Raw genomic sequence first — 22,713 nt, 5'->3', positions numbered from 1 at the left:
GGGACCCTGCGCGGTGTCGACACACAGCTGGTGCTGGCCGCCGCTGGTGTCGTAGATGTCGACGACGCCGTCGGTGGCGTGTACCTGGGTGATCGTGGGCAGCCGCCAGCTGACCACACGCGGCGTCGGCGCGACGAACAGCAGGCGGCGGCCGGTCAGGACGAGCAGACAGTCCAGGATCGGCGAGGTGTGCGCGGGCGCCGCGGCCGTCGTGATCGACTCGACCGGCTCGTCCTGGGGGAGATGGGTGTTGAGGAGCTCCAGACTGGCGCCGCAGCCGAGCTGTAACTGATCCTGGACGTGCTCCCGCGTCTGGCCGATGGCTGACGTGACGTCCCTACGCATCATGCGCACTCCCCGTGGCTACGACGACTCCGAAGCGATGTTCGGAGTCGATCTTCGAGTCGTTAACGACGCCGGCAGAAGCGGCGTGTCACGATGTAGTCACGGGGCTACGCGTTGTGATGCGCGAAACGAGGCGAAGACGGGATTCGAACCCGCGTACAAGGTTTTGCAGACCTCTGCCTGTCCTCTCGGCCACTTCGCCGTGCGAGCGTCAGGACAGCGGACAGATCGCGCTCGCCCGCAGGCGGAAAGCGGCGTGCAGGCGGCCGACGAGCGTCATGCCGGAGGTCATGATCACACCATGACAGCGCCGGCAGGACACCGTCAACCGATCTCACCTTGTGGACCGGTCACATCGTGATGACCACCTTGGCGCGGGCGTGTTCGGTCTCGACGTAGCGGATGGCCTCGGCGGTCTCGCTCAGCGGGTAGGTCCGGTCGATGACCGGGGTGAGCCTGCCGGACTCGATGAGCTCCCGCAGTGCCACCAGGTTCTCGCTGCTCGGCACCTCGCTGACCACCACCATCCGGTGCCGCGCGAACCTCGCCGCCAGCTGCGCCCTGATCACCAGTCCCAGCGGGCCGACCAGGCTCCCGCCCTCCGACGTCCCGCCGCCCGACAGCAGCAGGATCCCGGTCGGCGCCAGCGCACGGCGGAGATCCCTCAGTGACCGGTTGGCCACCAGGTCCAACACCACGTCGTACCGCCGGCCGGTCCGGGTGAAGTCCTCGCGCCGGTAGTCGACGACCTCGTCCGCGCCCAACTCCCTTGCCAGCTCCGCGTTCCGCGTGCTGCACACGGCGGTCACCGACGCGCCGTACGCCTTCGCGAGCTGCACGGCGAACGTGCCGACGCCGCCGGACGCGCCGTTGACCAGAACCCGTTGGCCCGCACGCACATCGGCCACGTCCCGCAGTGCGATCAGCGCGGTGTTGGCCGCCAGCGGCACCGCGGCCGCCTGCTCGAACGTCAGCCCGGCCGGTTTGTGCGCCAGCTGAGCCGCCGGCACCGCCGCGTACTCCGCGAACGCACCGCTGGCACCGCCGAGATCGCCGAACACCTCGTCGCCAACACCGAACCCGGTGACGTGCCCGCCGGTCGCGACCACCCGGCCGGCCACGTCGCGACCGCGGATCCGCTTTCTGGGGCCACGGAGGCCGCCGAGCTCGCGGGCCATGACCCGGACCAGGTACGGATCGCCGCGCATCACGTGCCAGTCGTAGGCGTTGACCGACGCGGCGCACACCTGGACGAGCACCTCGTCGTCGCCCGCCACCGGTGTCGCCACCGTCGTGAACTCCAGCACGTCCGGTGCGCCGTACCGATCCTGCACGATCGCCTTCATCGCCGTCCCCTCCGAATGATCCGTTCCGCCACCGCGAGGTTGAACACCCACGCGGCGCCAAGCAGCAGTGCCTTCCCGGTGACCCCCACCGGGCCGGCGATCCCGGTCCACAGCCCGTAGAACACCGCCTGTGTGCCGGCCGCGACGCCGATCGCGTACGCCCGCGTCACCCACGCGCGGTGCACGACCACGTCCCGCCGCCGGATCGCCCGGAGGCCGATGCCGAGCGCGACGACCAGGTACGTGCCGAACACCAGCCGGAACACGGTCAGCAGGTCGCCGTCGAGCGGCGGGCGCGGGTAGCGGACGGTCATCCACAACGCGGCCAGTCCGCCAACCAGTCCACAGAGGACGGTCAGCCGCCCGGCACGCCGGTGCCACGCGTGCCGGCGCAGGCTCGGCACGAACTGGAACGCGCCCAGCACCAGGAACAGCGTCGTGCCGACGATGTGGGCCAGGATGGGCACGGGCGAGGCGAAGAACCGGGCGTTCTCCTCGGTGACCGGCGCACCGGCCGTCAGCTCGGCGGTGCGGAGAGCACCGGCCGCGGCCGGCACGAGGCTCAGCGCGAGCAGCCCGGCCGGCACCCACCACCGCGATCCGGCACGCGGTCGCATCGTCGTCGTCATGCACCAGATCGTGCCGGGGCAACGGGGTCGGGCTCATCGGACGTTGGGCCGCGATCGTGGTGTCCGATGGTCCGGTTGGCGCGTCGTACTTTCGGCTACCCGCCCGGCCGGACCCGGTTCGTCTCGTACGCCCACATCGCGATCTCGACGCGGTTGCGGGCGCCGAGCTTGGTCATCAGGCTCGTCACGTGTGACTTGACCGTGCTCAGCGTGATGTACAGCTCGCCCGCGATCTCGTTGTTCGTCCGCCCGCGTGCCACGGCGGCGAGGATCTGCTCCTCCCGCCCGGTCAGCGGGTCGATCGGCTGGACGGGCGACGACGCCGGCCCGTTCGCCGCGAACGTCGCCAGCAGCCTGGCGGTGACACTGGGCGCGATGAGCGCGTCGCCGTTCGCGGCCGCGTGGACGGCCTGCGCCAGCATCTCGATGCCCGCGTTCTTGAGCAGGAAGCCGCGGGCGCCGGCCCGCAGCGCGGCGTAGACGTACTCGTCGAGGTCGAACGTGGTGATCACGACGACCGCGAGCGGGTCGTCGACCGAGGGGCCGGCGAGCTGACGGGTGGCCTCGATGCCGTCCAGCTCGGGCATCCGGATGTCGAACAGGCACACGTCCGGCCGCAGCCTGCGCGCCAGCTCGACGGCCGCCCGCCCGTCCGCGGCCGAGCCGACGACCTCGATGTCCGGCTGGGCGTCGAGGATCATGGCGAGGCCGGTCCGGACGATCTCCTGGTCGTCGGCGACGAGCACCCTCACGCGGTCACTTCCCTGGGCAGCACCGCGGAGACGGTCCATCCCCGGTCCGGGTTGGGGCCGGCCTCGCAGGTGCCGCCGAGCAGGCTGGCACGCTCGATCATGCCCGTGAGCCCGTAGCCACGCGGGCCGGTCTGGCGGGGCACGCCGTCGTCGGTCACCAGCACGCGGACCTCGCTGTCGTCGACCGTGACCCGGACGTCGATGCGGGTCGCGTGCCTGGCGTGCCGGCGGGCGTTGGTGACGGCCTCCTGGGCGAGGCGGAAGACCGCGGCGCCGACCGGTGACGGGAGGGCGTCCGCGTCGCCCGTGACCCGGACGTCGACCGAGGGGTTGGACAGCGACGCGAGGCGTTCGAGGTCGGCGACGCGGGGGCCGGGGGACCGGTCGGCCGCTTCCTGGGTACGCAGGATGCGGACCATGCCACGCATCTCGTCGAGCGCGCGGGCGGCCTCGGCGTCGATCACCTTCAACGCGTCGACCGCGGCGCCGGGATCGGCGGCGGAGGTCGCGATCCCGGCCTGGGCGCGGATCGCCATGGCGGAGACGTGGTGCGCGACGGTGTCGTGGAGGTCGCGCGCGAGCTGCTCCCGTTCCATGAGCTTGACCTGGTCCAGCTCGCGGGACCGCGCGCGGGAGCGGTACCGCAGGGCGGCGCCGACGGCCATCGCCATGGACAGCACGACGATGCCGGCGGCCGTGTCGGCGAGGCTGAGGTAACCGAGGACGGCGGAGACGCCGAGCTTGGTGAGGACGAACGCCGCGCCGAGCACCAGCTCGCGGCCTGTGCCCCACCGGAACACCGAGAACGGCAGCAGGAGAAGCGCGACCAGGACGTACTGGTCGGGGAACTCGCGCCCGGCGACCACCGCCGACAGCACACAGAGCCCGAACGCGAAGGCGACGACGGGCAGGGGTCTCGTGCGGCGCCAGAACAGGGAGAGCACGAGCAGCACGGAGATGACGATGGACGGGACGCGCGGGGAGACGTCCGGCCGGGCCGCCCCCTCGACCACGGCGGTGACCACGAGCACCCCGACGAGCGCCCGGTCCCACCACACGTGCGGCGGTGCCGCCGCGGGCCGCGGTTCCCGCCAGACGGAGCGAAACACCTGTCCATGGTACGGGCCGGACCGTCGCGTCCGGTCGCCCGAAAGTACGACGTTCAGCTACGGGGTTCAGCTACGACGTTCAGCTACGGGGGTTCAGCTCCGGGGTTCGGTGAGCAGCGGTGAGTTGCCGGCCGCCGTCTCCTCCAGGATGCGCCAGGTGTCGAGCCCGTCCCCGTCCCCGTCCTCGTCTTCGTCGAGGTAGCCGGGCGGGAGCCAGGCCGCGGCGTCCTTCGCCGTGATGGGGTCGAGGTCCGTGTCGCCGGCGAGCCAGTCCAGCACCGGTAGCCGGACCCGCATCTCGCCGGCCACCTCGTATGAGTGGTCGTCCTGCACGAACAGGTCCGCCATCAGGTCGCCGCCCACGCCGAGGCCGCCGTCGTTGTTGAAGCAGACGACCACGTCCGCGTGCAGGTCACCGAGCACCAGGTCGAACGCGCCGGTCAGCAGGGCCCGCGTCCGCACGTCCCCGGTCACCGCGAGGAAGCTCCGGTCCACGTCCCCGTCCGACAGCAGGCCGGCGACGGTCAGGTTCCCGAGGACGACCAGCGGCCCGTCCAGCACCAGGTCCGCGTCGAAGTGTGCGTCGCCGAACCAGATCACGGGCCGGCCCGACGCCACGTGCCAGCCGTCGCCGGTGCGCGCCACGCCCTCGGTGTCCCCTGCGTCCCCGGTGTCCCCGGCGGGCAGCGCCTCGGCGAGCGCCAGCGCGAACTCCACGTCGGAGTTGTAGAAGTAGTACGCCCAGTCCGGGTCCCCGCTGAGCCGGTCCAGCCACGCGCGGATCTCCGGCAGCTGGTCGGTCAGCGACCCGAGCTCGTAGGTGACGCCCGCGGCGCCGTGCACACTCAGCCGGGCCACGGCCTCCTCGAGTCGCGGCGCGGCGGTCCTTAGGTGTCCCACCTGCAGAAGCACGGGCGGATTATGGCAGGGCGCACCGACCGGTTGTTTCCGGTGCCCTGTGCGTAGGAAGATGGAAAGTCACCATGACGGGCTTTCTCAGAGCCTGCGCGGTCGCCGCGCTGGCCGTCGCCACCGCCGGGTTCGTCACCCCGGCGGAGCCCGCGCTACCGCCTCGCCTCGCCGACGGGTTCGGGCTCACCGTGGTCAGCCAGCCGGCGTGGGTCGACGACGGGCGGCGCACGTTCGCGTTCACCGTCAGGACGGCCGCGGTGCCGGCGTACGGCGTGCTCCCGGGGCAGGTCCAGGGCGAGCACGTCGTCATGGTCACGCTCCCGACCGGCTACGACAGCACAACCCGGTATCGGGTGCAGTACACGCTGCACGGCGCAGGCGACTACCCGGATGCCGCCCGCAACAAGGAGATCATCGAGCACGCGACGGCCGGCGTGCCGCTGATCACCGTGATGCCGAACGGAAGTGGGCGTGGCTGGTACACGAACTGGGCCGACGGCACGGAGAACTGGGAGACCTTTCATCTCGACCAGCTGGTGCCGTTCATCGACGCCAACCTGAGCACCGTCGCGACCCGGGAGGGCCGGGTGATCTCCGGCCATTCGATGGGTGGTTTCGGCGCGTTCCACTACGCGGAGGACCGGCCCGACCTGTTCAGCTACGTCGGCAGCTTCTCCGGCGGGCTCGACCTTCTGTACTGGGGCCAGCGCATCGCGGTCGTCACCACGGAAGTCTCGCCGCTGCACGGCATTCCGCCGGTGTCGCCCACGGCGATCTTCGGTCCGCCCGGCCCGGCGTGGCGTGCGCAGAGCCCCGCGCAGCACGTCGGGTCGTTGCGGGGCATGGGAGTCGCGATGTACGTGGGCAACGGCGGGAGCCTGGTCGGGGACCCGGTGCAGGGGGTGGTCGAGTACTGGGCCCGGCAGACCGCCCTGACCACCGCGCGGAACCTCGACGCGGCCGGGATTCCGTACTACTTCGCCGACTACGGTGACGGGTCGGGCTGGGCGCCCGGCTGCGACGGCAAGCACAACGACACCGAGTGTCTGCGGGCGGACATGGACCACTTCGTGAAGCTGGTCATGGGAAACGGGCCCTGAAGGGGTCGCCAGGGCCCGTTTCGCTCAGTAGGTGACGTTGCCGTTGCCGCCGTCGAAGACGACGTCCGCGCAGCCGTAGAAGGTCTCGGTGCTGTCGGAACGGGTCCAGACCGAGTAGATGATGTGCCGGCCCGAGATGCCTGACGGCAGCGTCGCGTTCCAGGTGTAGTAACCGTCCTCGCTGCCGACCGAGCCGGTCGAGGGCGGGTTGACCACGCTGCTGAAGGGAGTGGAGGAGAGGTTGCTCCACTTCAGCGGCTGGGTCGGGTTGTAGGTGCTGTTGGTGACGTACAGGTCGAAACGGCCCGGGTGGGCGGCCCACATGTTGTAGCGGACCTGGATGCTGCCGCCCGCGGTCAGGTGCGTCACCGGCCAGTCGGAACGGGCGATGTCGAACCCGCTGAAGTCGTAGACCACCGCGTTGCCGCTGCACAGCTTGCCGTCCGGGATGAACCCGGCCATACGGCCGGCCCCGTCGGACCGCAGTACCGCGAACCAGTTGTAGTACGGGTTCGCGCCGGCCTTCTGGAAAGCGGCCAGGCAACCCGGGTTGGTTGGTTTGATCTCCCCGGTACTCGAACGGCTGTGCTTGTAACACAGGTATGTCCGCGAACCAGGCATCATCGTCGCGCCATGCGCGCCGGCAGGAGCCGCACTGACCAGCCCCATCACCAGCCCCGCGACCATGGCGACCCCGAACAACAGAAACTTCCGCTTCCTCACCATGCCTCCTTCAGCATTGAAAGAGCAATTTGGGAGCGCTCCCAGTCCCGCCAGTGTAACTTGTCCGTTTCCCCTTGTGAACCAGCCCACCCCCGAGTCCCGCCCCCACCCACCCCGCGAGTCCCGCGTTCGCCCATGCCGAGTCCCGCGCCCACGCACACCGAGTCCCGCGTTCGTGCATGCCGAGTTGGGGGTTCGTGCGTGCCGGGTTGCGGGTCGTGCATGTCGGTGTGGGTCGCGCGGGGCCTTGATGTGCACGAAACCGCAACTCGTACTGTGCGAACGCGGGACTCGGTGTGTTTGAACGCGGGACTCGCGGGGGCTGGGGCTAGGTCAGGTTCAGGGTGGCTAGGGTTTGGGTGGCCATTTTTGACTCGCCCAGGGCGTTGGGGTGGACTACCACTGGGTTGGTGCCCTGTAGCACTGGTTCGATCCAGCGGGTGCCGGTTGGTTGGCAGGAGTCGTGGCCTTCGGAGACCGTGCTGAAGTCGACGTAGGTCGCGCCGTTGGTCGTGGCGGCGCGGCGGACGGCGTCGTTGAGGGTTGTCTGTAGTGAGCGCAGGTACGGTGCGTCGCCGGTGGCGACGGGCATCTTCGTGAAGCAGCCGACCGTCGGTGGGAGGAGCCACGGGTAGCCCAGGATCGCGACCTCGGCGCCCGGGGCCTTCGCCCGGACGGCGCGGAGCGCGGCCACCAGTGCCGGGTACGTCGTCGTGCGGATCGTGTCCTCGAAGTAGGAGCCGTACAGGTCCCGGCACGGGCTGCCGTGGCCGAGGGTCACGATGCCGGCGCTGCCGCACGCGAGGATCGCGCCGATGAACACGCCGCTGTCGTTGCCGCCGATGGTCATCGTGACCAGGTCGGTGTCCGCGTGGACCGCGTCGACCTGGGGTGGGACGCCGGGGTACTGCGCGGTCGTGTAGTGCTTGGTCTCGGCGGCGCCGCAGGTCACGTCGACCAGGTTCGCGCCGCTCGCGGCCGCGAGCACGTGCGGGTAGTTGCGGGCGGAGCGCAGGCACAGCGGCGGCGCGCCGGGATCGGACGGCAGCACGCCGGACGCGGCGCTGTAGGAGTCGCCGAGGGCGACGTAGTTCAGCGGTTCCGCCGCCTGCGCCGTGCCCGTGCCGAGACAGGCGGCGGCGACCACGGCGGCGAACGCGAGCATGCGACGTTGCATGGCTTCTCCCCGGCATCGTTGACGGTTACTCATCAGATGGTTACTCATCAGTAGGTAAGCGCCTGCTCATCGTCACCCATGCCGGCCGATCCGTCAACGGACGTTTGTGGGACGAACCGCCCGCCCGGCAACACGAACGGGCCGCCGCGGGTTACTGTCAGCCGGAGGAGGCTGGCCCATGGTGGTAGAAACTGGTTCGGTGACGGCGGTTCTGCCCGCGGGCGCGCCGTGTTGGGTGGAGCTGTCGACCGGCGACGACGAGCGCGCGTCGACGTTCTACGCCGGACTGTTCGGTTGGGAGTACACGGACACGGCAGACTCGACGGTCATGACCGGCCGCTATCTGGTCGGGCGGCGCGAGGGGTTCGCGGTCGCCGGCATCTTCCAGACGGACCGCCCGTCCGGCTGGATGCCGCACTTCTCGGTGACCGACACGGCCGCCGCCGCGGACCGGACGGTGGTCGCGGGCGGCAGCGTGGAGCTCGGTCCGGTCGACCTGCCGCGCTACGACAGCATCGCGTACGCCCGCGACCCGGCCGGTGGCCCGGTCGTCCTGCGCTGCCCGCCGGCCGGCTGGGTGTTCACGACCGGCGCCGTCGGCACCTTCGCCAGCGCCGACCTGAACACCCACGACGGCGAGGCGAGCGACGAGTTCTACTGCCGCATGTTCGGCTACCAGAGCGAGCAGATCGGCAACGGCGCCGACATCGACTACGCCGAATGGCGGCTCGGCGGGCAACCGGTGCTGTACCGGTACGTCATGGGTCCGGAGTACCCGGAGGGCACGCCGGCGCACTGGCTGCTGTACTTCGTGGCCGACCCCGTCGAGGGCACCGACGCCACCGCCGTGCGTGCGCTGCAGCTCGGCGGTGGCATCGCCGTGGAGCCCTACGACAGCCCGCTCGGCCGGGCCGCGGTGCTCACCGACCCCGGTGGCGCGCCGTTCGCCGTCATCGACCCCCTCGACTCACCGGAGAACCGGCGAGCCGAGGTCGAGGACCCGAACGACGAATGACCTCCGATCACAGCGGGATGTAGACGCCGAAGTCGCGGCTCGCGGTGCGGAAGTCCTGGAAGCCGATGCGGGCGCCGGCGGTGCGGGTGACGGTGCCCTTGGCGATCACGCCGCCGGCCGAGGAGGGGCCGTAGACCGGGCCGCCGCTGTCGCCGGGGCGGGCCGCCGGCTGGCCGTTCATCTGCTCGCCCTCCACGAGGTCCTCGCGGTCGGCGTAGAAGAACAGGACCTTGATGTTGCACACCGGGCCGCCGGTCTCCCGGGCACTCGTCACGCCGGACTGGCACAGGATCTCGTTCGTGTACACGTCGCCCCAGCCCTGCACCGGCGTCGTGGTGTTGCTGTCGCCGTTGCCGAGGTACTGCTGGTTCACGACGTTGCCGGTCGGGATCAGCAGGATGTCGTGGTCGGAGTGCTTCGCGCCGATGTTGCCGATGAACTCACCCGTCGGGTCGGTGACCCGCGCGCCAGGGTTGCCGCAGTGGCCCGCGGTCAGCAGGTACCGCGCGTTGTCGCCGGTGCGCACGGAGAAGCCCGACGTGCACGCCGCGGTCCCGCCCAGCACGATCGTCGCGCCGCCCTTCCACGGCGGGCTGTCGTTCTGGCGGGACACCGGAGCAAGCGGCTCCTCCACGACCGTCCGAACCGGCACGTCCACCAGCGTCGTGAGCTGCCGGGTGGCGGCGGTCGAGGTCGTGCCGAGCACGAGACCGCTGCCGTCCGCGGGGATCTTGATCGCGTGCACGGGGGACTTCTCGCCCCGCCGCGCGTCGATCACCGCGGCGGCGGCGCGGAGCTCGGCGTTCGAGTACCTGGCCCGCTCGATCTCCACCGGCGCCTTGGCCTCGGCCCGCTCGACGGCGTCGGTGATCTTCGCCGGCACGGCGCCCTTCCACCACAGGGCGACGTGATCCTGTTCGAGGGAGATGCCGGCGAACCCGGCGTCGGTGCCGCGGAGCACCTCGGCCTGGATCACGTCGGCGGCGTGGACCAGCGGTTGCTGGGCGAGCATCTGTTGCCAGACGGTGGGTTCTGGCGCGGCTTGCGCGGCGGGGGTGGCACCCACCGCTGTGGACACGGCCATGGCGGCCACCAGCAGGAAATTCCTACGCGCGGTCATCGATGACAACTCCCTTGCAGGGTCAGGGAACGCGGTCGTCACCGAGTGTATGGTTCAGACCACTCTGTGGTCTATACCAAACGTCTACCGTACGCGACCGGACAGATGCAGGGTGAAGTCCGGCGGGGCCAGGACGGCCGTGATGTGCGGCCGGTCGCCATGCGGCTCGACGTGCCAGCCCGCCGGCAGCCGCCGCAGCACGTCCTCGACCAGCGCGACGGTGAACGCCGCCGCCACGCAGGTTCGCGGGCCCCAGCCGAACGGGATGTACGCCTCGGCGCCGCCCGCCGGCACGCCGTCGGCCCACCGCCGCGGCCGGAACTCGGCGGGGTCGGGCCAGAAACGCTCGTCGCGGTGCACGAGGTACCCGCACACGACCACCTCGTCGGCGGTCGTGACCGGGATGTCGCCCAGCTGGTGGCGCCGGGTGGGGGAGCGGACGAAGTTCCACGTCACCGGCCACAACCGCAGTGCCTCGTGGACCACGCCGGCAGGCTCGGCCCGCTCCGGCGCGGTCCCCAGCAGGTAGATCGACCAGCCGAGCACGAAGCCCAGCGAGCCGGTGACCGAGTACAGGAAGGACAGGAACACCTCCGACAGCTGGACCAGGGCGCCGTGCGACGAGCCGTCCGGTTCCGCGGCGGCCAGGATGTCGAGCAGGTCTCCTGGCCGGTGGGGGTGCCGCGCGCGCCTGCGGGACAGCTCGGCGACCAGCGCGCGGCGCACCCGGGTGCGCAACGCGGCCCGGGACGGCGACGGGCGCGCCGCGCGCGTGCCGACCAGCACCGCGTGCCGGACCACTTGGCCGACGAGCTGGCGCAGCTCGCCGGGCGGCGCCAGTACGTCGCGGAAGAACCGGTACAGCAGGAGGTTTCCGGCGTCCGGCCAGTGGCTCACCGGCTCCAGGTCCACGGGCCGGCCGGCCCAGTGGTCGCGGAGCAGGTTCCGTGCCACCCGGCCGATCTCCTGCTGTGTCGACCGCTCGCCGAAGATGCCCTTGCTGGTGTGGAAGAAGTCCGACCGCTCTCGGTAGTGCCCCTCGGCGTCGGTGAGCACCGCCTTCGCCGTGGCGGGGTCGGCCACGTAGAGCACGCCCGGTCTGCGCAGGAAGACCGGCCCGTGCCGGGCGCGGAGGTCCTCGAGCAGCTGCAGTTCGTCCACGTGTTCAAACTAGGGCGTTCGCGCGCTTTCGCCGAGGTTCCGGTATTCCCACAACCGGTTGAAGTTCGGGTCGTCGAGGTCGCGGCCGGGGTCGGTGCGGGCGGCGAAGGGCCGCGCGGTGGTGGCGGCGGGCGACCACGGCCTCGCGGTGTCGAAGCCGGCGCCGAGGTAGCTGTCGCGGATGACGAGCTGGCCGTTCGGAGTGATGCCCGGCAGGTAGCCGGTGGTGCTCGCGCCCTGGTCCCAGGCGCGTCCGAAGTGGCCGGTCGGGGTGGTCCGGTAGGCGGCGTCGGCGGTGAGCAGGCAGTGCCGCACGAGGAAGCCGTACGGGAAGGCAGGCGCGGTGTTCGGCGCGAAGATGACGCCGCCGCTGGGTTTCCGGCTCGACACGAGGTGGAACCTGGTGTGCTCGAACACCGTCGCGGCCCGGCCGAAGACGAAGTCGGTGTCGCCCTCGACGTAGCTGTCACGGACCGAGACGCGGGCGATCCGCGCGGGGTCGTTTGCGTTGGCGAGGAAGGTGTCCTGGCGGCTGACCAGCCGCATGCGCTCGAGCTGCGTGCGGTCGTCGTCGGTGCGCAGGGCGAGCGCCTGGTGCGTGCCGCGGTCGACGGTGTCGAGGAGGGTGTTGGTGATGGTCATGTTCCTGAGCTGGAGGTCCGGGCTCTGCGCCCAGACGACGGTGGCGCAGAGGCCGACGTTCGCGGACGTCCTGGTGGCGCAGGACTGGAACATGTCCCAGGCCGGGTCGCCCGCCACGTACTGGCCCGACGGGTTGACCTGCGCCGCCCACGCCGCGGGCGTCGCGATCGCGTCGAGGGTGAACTCGATCCGCACGTCCTCGGGGCGGCCGGCGCCGTAGATCGTGAGCGGCGGGGTGCCGGCGGGGATGAACACGGTGCCGGTGTATGTCCCGGGGAGGATCTTCAGGTAGCGGCGGTGCCGGCCGCCCGCGGCGAAGGCGGCGTTGACGGCCCGCTGCACGCTGTCGCCCGCGTGGACGACGAAGTCCGGTCGTCGCGGGGTGCGGATCGGGTGCGGGTGCCAGGGGTCTTCCGTTGGGGCGGCGTAGGTTCCGGACAAGCGGAAGTAGTTGGCCTGCCGGTAGGGCGCGGCCTCGGCGGCGGACAGGACGGGCCGGTCGGCGGTGCCGGGCGCGGCGGGTGCCGCATGCGCGGTGCCCGGCAGGGCCAGAGCCGTGGCGACCATCAACAGGGCAACCTTCATGGGCGCACCTCGCAACACCGTTGAAGCGACCGCGAAGGCAGAAGATATCACGAGGAAAGCGCTTTCCGTCAAGGGTCGGGGCCGGGACGGACGCCGGCCGGGCTCAGGAGTGCGTGGCTTGGTTCGGGAGTGGGTGGCTGGGCTGGAGAGTGGGTGGCCGGGCTCAGGAGTGCGTGGCCTGGCTCGGGAGTGGGTGGCTGGGCTGGAGAGTGGGTGGCCGGGCTCAGGAGTGCGTGGCCTGGCTCGGGAGTGGGTGGCCTGGTTCAGGAGTGCGTGGCCGCGGCGACGGCCAGCTGGGCCACCGCGGGCTTCTCGAAGTCGGAGTGGGCGCCCGCGAAGCCCTGCAGCTTCTCGTTGTTGATGACGCCGGCCGCGTCGACCCGGTAGAACGTGCCGGGGCGGAAGCCGTAGGTCGTGCCGCCCTCCGGCCGCATCGTCTTGTCCACCAACGGCGTCACCGCCTGGAAGCCGTCCGCGCCCATGCCTCCCCAGCGGCCCGCGACCACCGCGGACTCGTCCTGCCGCGCCAGGAACGACGCCTTCGGGTACCAGCGGCACACCGCGAAGTCGTGCGGGCTGAACGTCGCCACCAGCGGGCCCCGGACCCGGTCCGCCACCTTGTGCAGCGCACCGTCTTCGCCGAACGGGTTGTCCTGGGCGTGCGCGAACGACCAGTGCGAGAACGCGCCCTGGATCAACAGCAGCGACGCGATCGGGCTCGACGCCGCCGGCCCGACGCCCGCCAGCGCGAACGACACCAGCCGCGCGCCGAAGCTGTGCCCGATCAGGTGCACCCGCACCCCACTCAACTTGGTGAGCACCGGGCCCAACCCGTGCTGCCCGATCGTTCCCGCCCGTGCCTTCATCGTCGTGTACGAGAACACCCGCAGCGCGTCCTTCGCGCCGTTCAGGGCCTTGCCGAACCAGTCGCCGATGCCCTGCTGCGCCCCACCCGCCGGCGCGCTGCCGAAGACGTCCGCCAGCACCTGGTAGTCCCGCACCGGGTCCTGGCTCGTCAGCAGCGCCCGCTCGCCCGCGTCCTCGAAGTCGGGCACCGCAGGCGCCAGTGACCGCAGGGTCGTGTGGAACTCCTGGAACCGCCCGGCCAGCGCCTCGTCGGACGCGCCGGCATCGGCCGCGTGTGCCGCCTCGTCGAGCAGCTGTCCCAGCGACACCACGGTCTTCTGCTGCGCCGCGTCCTCGAAGCCCCGCGCCAGCGAGTCGGCGATCTCCGCGCCGGACAGGGCCTCCGTGCCGGCGCGGTCCTGGGCGACGTCACCCGCCGCCTGGCCGGCACCCGCCGCGGCCGCCGTCGTCGCCGGGGTGTCCGGGAACCACAGCGACGGCCAGAACACGCCGACGAAGCCGACCGTGCCGAGCCCGGTCGCCGCGTCGGTGATCAGCCGGGACATCTCGGCGCAGGTCTCGCGGGCGGTGGCCGCCGAGGTGTTCCAGCCGTGGCTGAACACGAAGAGGTCCGTCACACCCGCCTTCCGCACGTCGTCGGCGAACGTACGCGAAGACGGCCGCACGCCGCCCTTCTCGTCGAAGGTCAACTCGAACATGATGCTCCCCAATCAGACGTTCGACAGCATGCGCATGAGGTCGACCAGACCGGCGCCCTGCGCGTAGCGCTCCCGGCCGAGGTCGGTGGCGCTGTCCATCAGCAACTGCTTCACCTGCCGTGGCCGGCCGATGAACTCCGGCCGCGCGGACAGGAACGCCGCGACGACGCCGGACACGTGCGGCGCGGCCATGGACGTGCCGGACTGCTCGGCGTACGCCGGCGCGCCCTCCTGGCCGTCGAACCCGGCGCTGGTGGCGAGCTTCCCGGTGGCGGCCGACGAGATCCACTCGCCGGGCGCCACGACGTCCGGCTTCATCCGGCCGTCCAGCGTCGGGCCCTTGCCCGAGGTCCAGGTGACCCCGAACGCGTGCGGCGCGTCCCGGTGCGTCGAGCCGACCGCCACGCATTCCTCGGCATGCGCGGGTTCGGTGATCGAACCGAGCACGGCCGACGTGTTGGCCGCGTCGCCGGACGTGGTGCGGGCGCCGAAGTTCCCGGCCGACACCACCGCGACCACGCCGGACGAGACGAGCTGGTTCAGCGCCTGGCACAGCGGCGACTGGCCCGCCGCGTACTGCTCGGGGTGCCACTCGCAGCCGAGGCTCAGGTTCACGCCGTGCACGCGGAGCACCGCCGGATCCACGTTGACCTCGGTACGCAGGTACGTCAGCGCCCGGATGACGGCGGCCGTCGAGGTGATCCACGTGCCCGTCTCGCTGCGGCGCATGACCTTCAGGCTGACCAGCTGGCAGTCGGGCGCCATCCCGGACAGCGCGCCGACCCGCTCGCGTGCGACGTACCCCGCGTCGCCGGGCTCCTTCGAGACGGCCACCATCGGCTTGTCCGGTGCGCAGCCGGCGATGATGCCGGCGACGTGTGTGCCGTGCCCGCTCTTGTCCCGCAACGGTTCGCCGTCGGGACCGGGGTACTCGCCGTCCCGCATGGGGATCTCCGGCTGGACGAGGTTGCTGAAGTCGCGGTGCAGGCCGCTGGTCCGGGAGTTGACGTCCTGTGTCGCCAGGTCGAGTTCGGCGAAGTGCGGGTGGGTGGCGTCGATGCCGCTGTCGATGACCGCCCAGACGATGCCGTGGCCGCGGGCCGCGTAGGAGCGCCAGGCGGCGTCGGCCTTGACGGTCGGCGCGGAGCGGTCGATCTGCGGCTCGAGCGTGTAGTCGGGCCAGACCCGGAAGATCGTGTTCGGCGGGCCGGTGCGCTGGTCGTCGTTCACCAGGTCGCGCAGCTGGCGGCGGGTGAGCACGCACTGGTACAGCTTGGGCGCGATAAGCGAAAGCCCGGCCGGGACCGGTGGTTGCACGATGCTCTCGGAGACGCCGTCCGCCGTTATTCCGCTCTTATGGGTGAATTCCCGCCACAGGCCGTAGAACGCCTCACGAACCGCGCCGAGACCGCCGGGAAAGAGGACGTTCAGCTCCACCAGCATGGCGACCCGCGCGTCCGGATCCGGCCAGTTTCCCGCCTGTTCTCCGTGATGGGCGGTTCTTCCCGATCCCTCGGGTGGCATGTTGAGATCGCCCACGATAGGTGATCTGCTGTCGCCCCGCGCCTCGTATGACATTCCGCCTCCGAATTCCGATACCTCCAAGGAGTGAGGAATTCCGAAGCAGATACATGTTCGGTGACCACTGTCCCGAAAGCGCGTCTTCCGGGCATTGGACAAGATCGCGCCGGGCGCCGAACCCGGTCCGCTCGGCGAGTACGACGCACCGCTCCTGCCGCGGTGCCGCGTGCTCCCACCGTTGCCACGCAACAAGATCCGGCGGTGCTCGACGGGAAGTGCCGGCGCCGAAGGAAGAACGAAGCCACTGCCCGGTGTGCGAACAGACCACCGGCACATGCCGGTGGTCTGTTCGTGTGTGCCTGGCCGGGGTCTCCCAGCCGGCTTCCTAGCCGACGCCCTGGCCGGCGAACGCCGCCGCGAGGCGCAGGAGTGGTGCGGCCTCGTCGTGGCGACCCTGGCGTTCCAGGGTGCGGCCGAGCATCAGGTGTGCGTAGTGCTCGACGGGGTCGCGGTCGATGAGCTCACGCAGCTGCTCCTCGGCGCGCCGGAGTTGGGCGGAGTGGTAGTAGGCGCGGGCCAGCAGCAGCCGGGGCGCCGTCTGGTTGGGGTGTTCCTCCACGACGGCGACCAGCAGCTTCGCGGCGCCGCTGTAGTCGCGGGCCTCGAACAGGGCCTCTGCCCGCTCCCAACGTCCGGCCGTCGTCTCCTCGTGGGACACGCCGGCACCGTCGTCGAACAGGTGCAGGGCGCTTGCCCAGCGGTCGGCCCTGGGCTCGCCGTTCGGTTGGTAGTCGTTGAAGTTCACGGGCCGTTCAACAATCAACTAACTCTGCGTATTCCACCTGCGGCGATCGCACTCCGGGTTTGACGCGTCACTCGTTCGAGTATCCCTCGTTAGCGGTGTGATGGGGTGCTGCTGGTTTGGAGGTCAGATGTTCAGCCGAAATTTCCGGATAGCCGTCCTAGCCGCCGCGTTGGCGTTCGTCCCCGCGGTGCCCGCCGCCGCGACGCCCGCCGCCGCGACGCCCGCGCCCGAGCTCGCACCGGTCTCGACCACGTTGGCCGCGACCCTCGACTCGGCCGCCGACACGATGCCGATGACCGTGCTCGTGCACGGCACCGACCTCGCCGCGGCCCGCGCGGCCGTCGAGCGGGCGGGACTCACCGAGGTCACCACCTTCCGGCGCATCGGCGTGGTCGCCGCCGCCGGCACCGCCGGGCAGGTGCGCTCGCTTCGCGCGCTGGCCGGCGTCACCTACGTCGAGGGCAACGACCCGCTCAGCCTGTTCGCCGACTCCGGCACGGTCGCCACCCGCAGCCTGGAGGCGCAGCAGACCCTCGTCGACGATGACGGCACGCCACTCGACGGCACCGGCGTGTCGGTCGCGATCATCGACAGCGGCATCGACCCCACCCACCCCGCGTTCCAGGGCCCGGACGGCGCCACGCGTGTGGTGCGCAGCCTCAAGGGCGTGTGCGTGACGGAGAACGAGCCGCCGGACGGCAGCTGCCTGGTCGACGTGCCGACGTCGGTCGACACGGACCTGCTCGCACAGGGTGGGCACGGCACCCACGTGAGCGGCATCGCGGCCGGGAGCCCGTACACCCTGCCCGGCGGAGAGGTCGTCGGCGGCTCGGCACCGGGCTCGAGGATCGTGTCGCTGTCGATGGGCGCGGCGCTGCTGATCGTCGGCGCGGACTCGGCGCTGAACTGGGTGCTGGAGAACCACGACGCGCCGTGCGGCGCCGGGGTGTCGCCGGCCGTGTGCCCGCCGATCAAGGTGATCAACAACTCGTACGGCCCGTCCGGTGGCGGTGCGTTCGACCCGAACTCGGCGACCGTACAGCTCCAGCGCCTGCTCGCCGCCGAGGGCGTGGTCACGGTGTGGGCCAACGGAAACGACGGCGGCGACGGTTCGGAGAGCCTGTCGAACCCGCCCGGCATGGACCCGACCCCGGGGATCATCTCGGTGGCGTCGTACAACGACCAGGGCACCGGCACCCGCGACGGTGGCGTGTCCGACTTCTCGTCCCGCGGCGCGGCGGCGGACTCGAGCACGTGGCCGGACATCTCGGCACCGGGCGAGAACATCCTGTCGTCGTGCCGGCTCTACCTGCCGATCTGCGCCAGCGGCCTACAGCCGGTGAACGGCCCGGGCCAGGCCGACGTCGGGACGTACAACGTCATCAGCGGCACGTCGATGGCGACCCCGCAGATCACCGGCATCGTCGCGCAACTGTTCCAGGACAAGCCATCCGCGACCCCGGCCGAGATCGAGGACGCCCTGATGTCGACCGCGTACCGCTTCACCGCGGGCGCGCCCTACCAGCAGGTCGGCCCATACCTGACCAGCTACGACAAGGGCGCCGGCCTGGTCGACACCGTCGCGGCGGCCAACGCCCTGAGCTGACCTCAGTTCTCGGCGGGCTTGCCCGCCACGATCGAGCGGTGTGACGGAGCGCCGTCCTGGCCGCCGCTACGCCCGCACGCGAACAAGCGCCTCACTGGTGGCTGTTGGCGATGGTGTTCCAGAACATCAGCTCGTAGGCCTGGAACAGGCGGCCGTAGCGGCGGGCCGCGCGCTCGTCGCTACGGCCGGCGGCCATCCCGTCCTCTACGGCGGCCACGGCGTGGTCGACGGCCTCGGGGGCGGGGGTGGCGAACAGGTCGAAGAAAGCGCATGCCTCGTCGTCCAGGTCGTACCTCGTGCGCATGGCCGTCGCGATTCGGGTGCAGTAGTCGGCCCAGGCGGCGAAGTTCGCGACGACCGCGACGATGACGTCGGTCGGTTCGGCGTGGACGGCCAGCCAGGTGAAGTAGGCGGGGTATGCCTGGCAGCCGGCCATGGGCTCGTACGCCGCCAGTGCCGTCTCGTCCATGCCGCCCGCCGCGGCCAGGGCGGGCAGTCTCGTCAGTGCCATGCCCTCGCCGCCCGCCAGGCCGGCGAAGAACTCACGGGCCGCCCCGTCGGCGCGGGACGCCAGCAGGTGCAGGCTGCGCCAGTCGCTGCGGACGATGTGGAGCTCCTCCGCGGCAATGGTGCCGAACAACGACACCGGGGCCGCGCCACGCTCCACCAACGGCACCAGGTGGTTGTCGCGCTCGGCGGGGGCCAGGTCGGCGCGGATCGACTCCAGCAACGCTCGGGCGGAAGGCACTCGCCGACGCTAACAGGGGTGGGCCCGCCCCACCAGTTGCCGGCGGCGCGGGCGGGCCCACTCCTCACGGGGTGTCGAGCGCGTCGGCGATCTGCACCGCGTTCGGGAACTTGGCGCGCGGCCAGCACGATCGCCCCGCCGTGGCCCGGTTCCGCCAGCGGATCGTCCATTACCGTCCGATGACCACTACTATCCCGGGTCGTAGGTACGATTCCCTTTGGTGGAAGTCGCTTCACCCTGGCTGCGACGACCGCTGCCGGACGCCGACCCGCTCGCTCGGCGGTCCTGTGCTGGGCGAGGCCTCCGTCGCAAGGGCCTCGCCCAGCCTTCGGGCCGTCAGCACATGATCAGGGCGGCGCCCAGTGCGACGCCGGTGCCCGCCACGAAGGGCAGGGTCACCGCCGCCGCGGCCGTCAGGCCGCACGCGAGCGCCCGGCGGGCGCGGCCCGGCGGCCGGGTGGCGACGCTGAGCCGGTCCAGCCGGAGGTCGACCGCGTGATGTGCCATGGCCAGCGCCGTGCCGGGGGCGCCGTGCCGGGTGACGGTCAGCAACGCGTTCCGCACGGCGGCCGGACCGCACGCCCGGACCGCCGCCACGTCCGCGGCCAGCTCGGCGAGGTCCCGGACCGCCGCGGGTGCCCGGCGGAACAGCGGCACGAACGGCAGCGTGGCGCGTAGTGCCTGGGCGACGGCGACGAGCAGGTGATGGCGGCCGGTGAGATGGGCCCGCTCGTGGGCGAGGACCGCGGCGACCGCGTCGGCACGCAGGTGCCGGGTGAGGCCCTCGGTCGCCACCACGACCGCCGGGCGCCCGGCCATGCTGAACGCCAGCGGCCGGTCGTGTGCCAGCCACAGCACGCCTGCGGCGTCGCGGTGCCGCCCGGCCAGCTGTAGCACGGCCAGGTTCGCCCTGCGCCGGTGCGCGCGCCGCCGGCGGCCGCGGGTCGCGACGATCGCGATGCGCACGGCCAGCGCGACCAGGACGGCGCCGCCGAGCATCCCGGTGAGGGCCTCGACCTCGGGCGGGGCGCCGTGTGCCAGCACCGCCCAGCTCTTGTGGACCGCCGCGAACATGCCGGCGGCGGGCCCGTGTTCGGGCAGCAGGAGCATGGTCACGATGGCCGCCACCGCGAGGACGACGCCGGCGATGGACAGCAGCCACGCCACGATCAGCGGCACGGGATCCCGCCGCCGGAGGTCGACGCGCCGGAACAGGCCCGGGACGAACCAGCCCACGGCCGCGGTTCCCGTCAGCAGGGCCAGCGCGACGGTCATCGGCGCCGCACCCGCTTCCTGCGCAGTGCGTCGCGCAGAGCGTCGGTCTCCTCGTCGGAGCTGGTGGCCACGAAGTGCATGAGCACGGCGTGCGGGTCGCCGGACGAGTCGAGCACGTCCCGCAGCGCCCGCGCGGCCGCCTCCTCCCTGGACAGTCGCACCTCGTACAGGTATGCCTTGCCGGAGAGCTCTCGCCGGACCCATTCCTTGCGGTGGAGGTTGTCCAGCACCGTCATCACCGTGGTGTAGGCCAGCTGCCGGCCGGTGTCGAGCCGCTCCAGCACATCCCGCACCTTCATCGGCCCGGTGGCGCGCCACAGCACGTCCATCACCGCGCCCTCGAGCTCACCAAGACCGTGCACGGCGGTCACGGTAGCGCGCGGTGGGCGCGGTGACCACGAGAAGGCCGGGATGGGCCGTGCGGTTGCGGGTGCACGGCCCATCCCGTGTTTCAGGGTCGGGGGGTCAGGGTCGGGGACGAAGGGTCAGGGACAGCGGAGCCACGAGAAGTGGTAGGTGGTGTTGATCGAGCCGTCCGTCGAGTCCATCGCCAGGAAGCTGGTGGTGGTCGCGGGGTTCGAGGTGCCGGCGCCCACCCGCAGCTCGGTGTTGATGTTGAGGTTGCGCATCGCGCCGCACGGCGCGTACTCGAGGGACGCCAGCTCGGTCGTGTCCGTGCTCTGCCAGTTGTCCTCCAACGCGCCCGAGAAGTTGTGCGTCCGGATGTCAGTGTTCGGACTGCCCTGGAAGTAGTAGGACGCCCGCTGCATGCCGGTCGCACCCGCCGCCAGTGAGGCGAAACCGCGGTAGTCGACCTCGTTGATCGCGTAGGTGAAGCCGGATGGAACGTGGACGAGCAGGTTGAGCTGGCAGTTCTTCCGGAAGTCGGTCGGCCGTGAGCCGACGCCGACCTGCGCCAGGTAGACGCTGTAGGTGACGGTGAACGCCGTGTTGTCCGGCGAGACGGCCACGGCGGCCGACCCCGGCGGGCAACCCGAGCCGTTCACGGTCACCACGTCGATGACGATGTGGTCGGTCGGGGGCGGCACCGGAAGGTCCAGAAAACCGGTCGCCGATGCCGGAGAAATTAACAGGAATTGACTGATGAGGGTCAGCAAGATAGCGCCAGCGAACAATGGGATTTTACGCATGGGGCTCCCTTCGGGCATGAATTTTGGCCCGCAGTGCGAAGAATGTTAAGAGTGTGTCCGACCGGCGGTCAATCGCCTGATTGGTCTACACCTGCATCCAGTTAAGCAACTTGGGAGCGCGTTCGAATAAAACCCCCTAGGGGTCTTGTCCAGATCCTTTGCCCGTTGCTACCTTCCGGCCGAAGGAATGGTTTTGCCTCATCAATTCGACCCCAAGGGAAGCCACATGTCAGTCAGGCTGACCACCGCGCGACTGCTGTCCCTCATCGCTCTCACCGGTGTCTTCGTGTTACCCGGGACGGCCGGCGCCGAGGCTCCGGCGGACCGGATCACGCTCGATGTCGTGAGCATAAACGGTTCCGGCTGCCCCCCGGGGACAGCCGACGTCACACCCCTCGCGGACAACACCGGTTTCCGGGTGACCTATCGCGACTTCCTCGCGCGGGCGGGCGGCAGTGCGGGCGCCACCGAATTCCGCAAGAACTGCCAGCTGAACGTTCTGGTGCATATTCCGCAGGGCTTCACCTTCGCCGTCGCGTATGCCGACTACCACGGCCGGGCCCGCCTGGAGTCCGGTGCCAGCGGCCTGCAGCGGACGAACTACTACTTCCAGGGCTCGCCCGACAACAATTTTGTGGACCATACGTTCGCCGGACCGCTTTCCGGCACGTGGTCGACCACTGACGCGACACCGGTCACCGAGCTCGTTTACGCCCCGTGCGGCGAGGCCCGCAACCTCAACGTCAACACGGAGCTGCGGGTCGACGAGGGCACGGCCAACGCCAACAAGACCAGCGCGATGTCGATGCGTGTCTCCGACGGGAACGTCGACACGATCGTGCACTTCTCGTGGAAGCAGTGCTGACCGGCACCTGACACGCCACACACGGCGGAGCCGCGGCCCACCCCGGGCCGCGGCTCCGCCGTGTGTGACCCACGCTCAGGGCTCCCGGGGCGGCGGCCCGGCCCTGCGTTCCAGGAAGGTCTCGTCGGGCTTCGCGAAGCCGAACCGCTCGTACAGGTCGTGCGCGTCGAGGGTGTGGAGCATCCACCGGAAGTGGGGACCCGGCCCCTCCTCGATCATCGCGTGGACGAGCGCCTTGCCGACACCGAGCCCGCGGGCCGGTTCGACCACGAACACGTCGGCCAGGTACGCCAGCGCCTCCCCGTCGGACACGGCACGCGCGTAGCCGATCATCGCGCCGTCCCCGACGCGGTAGGCGGCGACCACCCGCCACGCGCCGGCCAGCTGCCGTTCGACCGTGGCGCGGTCGCGGAACCGCCCCCAGTAGGCCTTTGTGGACAGGAACTCCCACAGTACGTCCCGGTCCACTCTGGTCCGGTCGTCGTCGATCTCGAATTCCGCCATAGCCGCAATCTATTCCCGGTAGGGCGCCGTGAGCAGCAGGTTTTAGCGGCTCGTAGG

Annotated in this window: 23 protein-coding genes and 1 tRNA gene; 4 read left to right on the top strand and 20 right to left on the bottom strand. The window is 71.0% G+C overall.

What is annotated here, in order from left to right:
- The 7 genes from VET29_RS32445 to VET29_RS32415 all read right to left on the bottom strand — a co-directional run.
- Positions 1–348: hypothetical protein (locus VET29_RS32445; protein WP_324927827.1), on the bottom strand; the 348-nt coding region annotated here is incomplete at its 3' end.
- 128 nt (positions 349–476) lie between these two features.
- Positions 477–547, bottom strand: a tRNA-Cys gene (locus VET29_RS32440).
- A 148-nt stretch (positions 548–695) separates the two neighbouring features.
- Complete coding sequence (locus VET29_RS32435; protein WP_324927825.1) at positions 696–1,691, bottom strand: NAD(P)-dependent alcohol dehydrogenase; 996 nt, start codon at positions 1,689–1,691, stop codon at positions 696–698.
- Positions 1,688–2,320 (bottom strand): DUF2306 domain-containing protein, encoded by a 633-nt coding sequence (locus VET29_RS32430; RefSeq protein WP_324927823.1) that lies wholly within the window; start codon positions 2,318–2,320, stop codon positions 1,688–1,690. The genes VET29_RS32435 and VET29_RS32430 overlap by 4 nt, the downstream gene beginning before the upstream one ends.
- Before the next feature lie 95 nt (positions 2,321–2,415).
- On the bottom strand, positions 2,416–3,111 hold the full coding sequence (locus VET29_RS32425) for a response regulator transcription factor (RefSeq protein ID WP_324927821.1): 696 nt from the start codon (positions 3,109–3,111) through the stop codon (positions 2,416–2,418).
- Positions 3,069–4,181 (bottom strand): sensor histidine kinase, encoded by a 1,113-nt coding sequence (locus VET29_RS32420; RefSeq protein ID WP_324927819.1) that lies wholly within the window; start codon positions 4,179–4,181, stop codon positions 3,069–3,071. The genes VET29_RS32425 and VET29_RS32420 overlap by 43 nt, the downstream gene beginning before the upstream one ends.
- 93 nt (positions 4,182–4,274) lie before the next feature.
- Positions 4,275–5,093 carry a hypothetical protein gene (locus tag VET29_RS32415; protein ID WP_324927817.1) on the bottom strand — a complete coding sequence of 273 codons (819 nt, stop codon included), beginning with the start codon at positions 5,091–5,093 and terminating at the stop codon, positions 4,275–4,277.
- Between the two features lie 71 nt (positions 5,094–5,164).
- On the opposite strand from VET29_RS32415, the gene VET29_RS32410 reads away from it, so the two are divergent.
- Positions 5,165–6,193 carry an alpha/beta hydrolase gene (locus VET29_RS32410; protein WP_324927815.1) on the top strand — a complete coding sequence of 343 codons (1,029 nt, stop codon included), beginning with the start codon at positions 5,165–5,167 and terminating at the stop codon, positions 6,191–6,193.
- Positions 6,194–6,217: 24 nt separating this feature from the next.
- On the opposite strand, the gene VET29_RS32405 is transcribed toward VET29_RS32410, so the two are convergent.
- On the bottom strand, positions 6,218–6,919 hold the full coding sequence (locus tag VET29_RS32405) for a lytic polysaccharide monooxygenase (RefSeq protein ID WP_324927813.1): 702 nt from the start codon (positions 6,917–6,919) through the stop codon (positions 6,218–6,220).
- Between the two features lie 325 nt (positions 6,920–7,244).
- The gene (locus VET29_RS32400) at positions 7,245–8,093 is read right to left on the bottom strand and encodes an SGNH/GDSL hydrolase family protein (protein ID WP_324927811.1); all 849 of its coding nucleotides are present in this window, start codon (positions 8,091–8,093) and stop codon (positions 7,245–7,247) included.
- Positions 8,094–8,292: 199 nt separating this feature from the next.
- Between VET29_RS32400 and VET29_RS32395 the strand changes: the two genes are divergently transcribed.
- Positions 8,293–9,108, top strand: coding sequence for a VOC family protein (locus VET29_RS32395; RefSeq protein WP_324927809.1), 816 nt, complete (start codon positions 8,293–8,295; stop codon positions 9,106–9,108).
- A 7-nt stretch (positions 9,109–9,115) separates the two neighbouring features.
- On the opposite strand, the gene VET29_RS32390 is transcribed toward VET29_RS32395, so the two are convergent.
- From VET29_RS32390 to VET29_RS32365, 6 genes are all read right to left on the bottom strand, one after another.
- Complete coding sequence (locus tag VET29_RS32390) at positions 9,116–10,228, bottom strand: hypothetical protein (protein WP_324927807.1); 1,113 nt, start codon at positions 10,226–10,228, stop codon at positions 9,116–9,118.
- An 84-nt stretch (positions 10,229–10,312) separates the two neighbouring features.
- On the bottom strand, positions 10,313–11,389 hold the full coding sequence (locus tag VET29_RS32385; RefSeq protein ID WP_324927805.1) for a cytochrome P450: 1,077 nt from the start codon (positions 11,387–11,389) through the stop codon (positions 10,313–10,315).
- Positions 11,390–11,398: 9 nt separating this feature from the next.
- Positions 11,399–12,616, bottom strand: a complete 1,218-nt coding sequence (locus VET29_RS32380) for a putative acyl-CoA thioester hydrolase (RefSeq protein WP_324927803.1) — start codon at positions 12,614–12,616, stop codon at positions 11,399–11,401.
- Between the two features lie 263 nt (positions 12,617–12,879).
- A complete protein-coding gene (locus VET29_RS32375; protein ID WP_324927801.1) occupies positions 12,880–14,181 on the bottom strand; it encodes a hypothetical protein in 1,302 nt (433 codons plus the stop codon).
- A gap of 12 nt (positions 14,182–14,193) precedes the next feature.
- A complete protein-coding gene (locus tag VET29_RS32370; RefSeq protein WP_324927799.1) occupies positions 14,194–15,705 on the bottom strand; it encodes a S8 family peptidase in 1,512 nt (503 codons plus the stop codon).
- A 382-nt stretch (positions 15,706–16,087) separates the two neighbouring features.
- On the bottom strand, positions 16,088–16,525 hold the full coding sequence (locus VET29_RS32365) for a tetratricopeptide repeat protein (protein ID WP_324927797.1): 438 nt from the start codon (positions 16,523–16,525) through the stop codon (positions 16,088–16,090).
- Positions 16,526–16,634: 109 nt separating this feature from the next.
- Here VET29_RS32365 and VET29_RS32360 point away from each other — a divergent pair, with 109 nt between their 5' ends.
- On the top strand, positions 16,635–18,113 hold the full coding sequence (locus VET29_RS32360; RefSeq protein ID WP_324927795.1) for a S8 family serine peptidase: 1,479 nt from the start codon (positions 16,635–16,637) through the stop codon (positions 18,111–18,113).
- A gap of 91 nt (positions 18,114–18,204) precedes the next feature.
- Here VET29_RS32360 and VET29_RS32355 read toward each other — a convergent pair whose 3' ends face one another.
- From VET29_RS32355 to VET29_RS32340, 4 genes are all read right to left on the bottom strand, one after another.
- Entirely contained in the window at positions 18,205–18,861 is a 657-nt protein-coding gene (locus VET29_RS32355) for a transcriptional regulator (RefSeq protein ID WP_324927793.1), read from the bottom strand.
- A 336-nt stretch (positions 18,862–19,197) separates the two neighbouring features.
- Positions 19,198–20,136 (bottom strand): M56 family metallopeptidase, encoded by a 939-nt coding sequence (locus VET29_RS32350; protein ID WP_324927791.1) that lies wholly within the window; start codon positions 20,134–20,136, stop codon positions 19,198–19,200.
- Positions 20,133–20,498 (bottom strand): BlaI/MecI/CopY family transcriptional regulator, encoded by a 366-nt coding sequence (locus VET29_RS32345; RefSeq protein WP_324927789.1) that lies wholly within the window; start codon positions 20,496–20,498, stop codon positions 20,133–20,135. The genes VET29_RS32350 and VET29_RS32345 overlap by 4 nt, the downstream gene beginning before the upstream one ends.
- 123 nt (positions 20,499–20,621) lie before the next feature.
- The gene (locus VET29_RS32340) at positions 20,622–21,287 is read right to left on the bottom strand and encodes a DUF4360 domain-containing protein (protein ID WP_414636676.1); all 666 of its coding nucleotides are present in this window, start codon (positions 21,285–21,287) and stop codon (positions 20,622–20,624) included.
- A gap of 226 nt (positions 21,288–21,513) precedes the next feature.
- Here VET29_RS32340 and VET29_RS32335 point away from each other — a divergent pair, with 226 nt between their 5' ends.
- Complete coding sequence (locus tag VET29_RS32335; RefSeq protein ID WP_324927785.1) at positions 21,514–22,152, top strand: DUF4360 domain-containing protein; 639 nt, start codon at positions 21,514–21,516, stop codon at positions 22,150–22,152.
- A 75-nt stretch (positions 22,153–22,227) separates the two neighbouring features.
- Here the strand turns inward: VET29_RS32335 and VET29_RS32330 are convergent, their stop codons facing one another.
- Positions 22,228–22,656: a GNAT family N-acetyltransferase gene (locus VET29_RS32330; protein ID WP_324927783.1), complete on the bottom strand. Its 429-nt coding sequence runs from the start codon at positions 22,654–22,656 to the stop codon at positions 22,228–22,230.
- Between the last annotated feature and the right edge of the window lie 57 nt (positions 22,657–22,713).

This window comes from Actinophytocola sp. (assembly GCF_035634895.1).
Lineage (GTDB): Bacteria > Actinomycetota > Actinomycetes > Mycobacteriales > Pseudonocardiaceae > Actinophytocola.
Note: the sequence above shows the minus strand (reverse complement) of the source record. Positions and strands in the feature narration are given on the sequence as shown.

What these genes read in the sequence shown, in the direction of transcription:
- VET29_RS32435 (WP_324927825.1), bottom strand. Translation starts at nt 1,691, where the DNA reads ATGAAGGCGATCGTGCAGGATCGGTACGGCGCACCGGACGTGCTGGAG.
- VET29_RS32430 (WP_324927823.1), bottom strand. Translation starts at nt 2,320, where the DNA reads ATGACGACGACGATGCGACCGCGTGCCGGATCGCGGTGGTGGGTGCCG.
- VET29_RS32425 (WP_324927821.1), bottom strand. Translation starts at nt 3,111, where the DNA reads ATGGACCGTCTCCGCGGTGCTGCCCAGGGAAGTGACCGCGTGAGGGTG.
- VET29_RS32410 (WP_324927815.1), top strand. Translation starts at nt 5,165, where the DNA reads ATGACGGGCTTTCTCAGAGCCTGCGCGGTCGCCGCGCTGGCCGTCGCC.
- VET29_RS32405 (WP_324927813.1), bottom strand. Translation starts at nt 6,919, where the DNA reads ATGGTGAGGAAGCGGAAGTTTCTGTTGTTCGGGGTCGCCATGGTCGCG.
- VET29_RS32400 (WP_324927811.1), bottom strand. Translation starts at nt 8,093, where the DNA reads ATGCAACGTCGCATGCTCGCGTTCGCCGCCGTGGTCGCCGCCGCCTGT.
- VET29_RS32390 (WP_324927807.1), bottom strand. Translation starts at nt 10,228, where the DNA reads ATGACCGCGCGTAGGAATTTCCTGCTGGTGGCCGCCATGGCCGTGTCC.
- VET29_RS32380 (WP_324927803.1), bottom strand. Translation starts at nt 12,616, where the DNA reads ATGAAGGTTGCCCTGTTGATGGTCGCCACGGCTCTGGCCCTGCCGGGC.
- VET29_RS32375 (WP_324927801.1), bottom strand. Translation starts at nt 14,181, where the DNA reads ATGTTCGAGTTGACCTTCGACGAGAAGGGCGGCGTGCGGCCGTCTTCG.
- VET29_RS32370 (WP_324927799.1), bottom strand. Translation starts at nt 15,705, where the DNA reads ATGCCACCCGAGGGATCGGGAAGAACCGCCCATCACGGAGAACAGGCG.
- VET29_RS32360 (WP_324927795.1), top strand. Translation starts at nt 16,635, where the DNA reads ATGTTCAGCCGAAATTTCCGGATAGCCGTCCTAGCCGCCGCGTTGGCG.
- VET29_RS32350 (WP_324927791.1), bottom strand. Translation starts at nt 20,136, where the DNA reads ATGACCGTCGCGCTGGCCCTGCTGACGGGAACCGCGGCCGTGGGCTGG.
- VET29_RS32340 (WP_414636676.1), bottom strand. Translation starts at nt 21,287, where the DNA reads ATGCGTAAAATCCCATTGTTCGCTGGCGCTATCTTGCTGACCCTCATC.
- VET29_RS32335 (WP_324927785.1), top strand. Translation starts at nt 21,514, where the DNA reads ATGTCAGTCAGGCTGACCACCGCGCGACTGCTGTCCCTCATCGCTCTC.
- VET29_RS32330 (WP_324927783.1), bottom strand. Translation starts at nt 22,656, where the DNA reads ATGGCGGAATTCGAGATCGACGACGACCGGACCAGAGTGGACCGGGAC.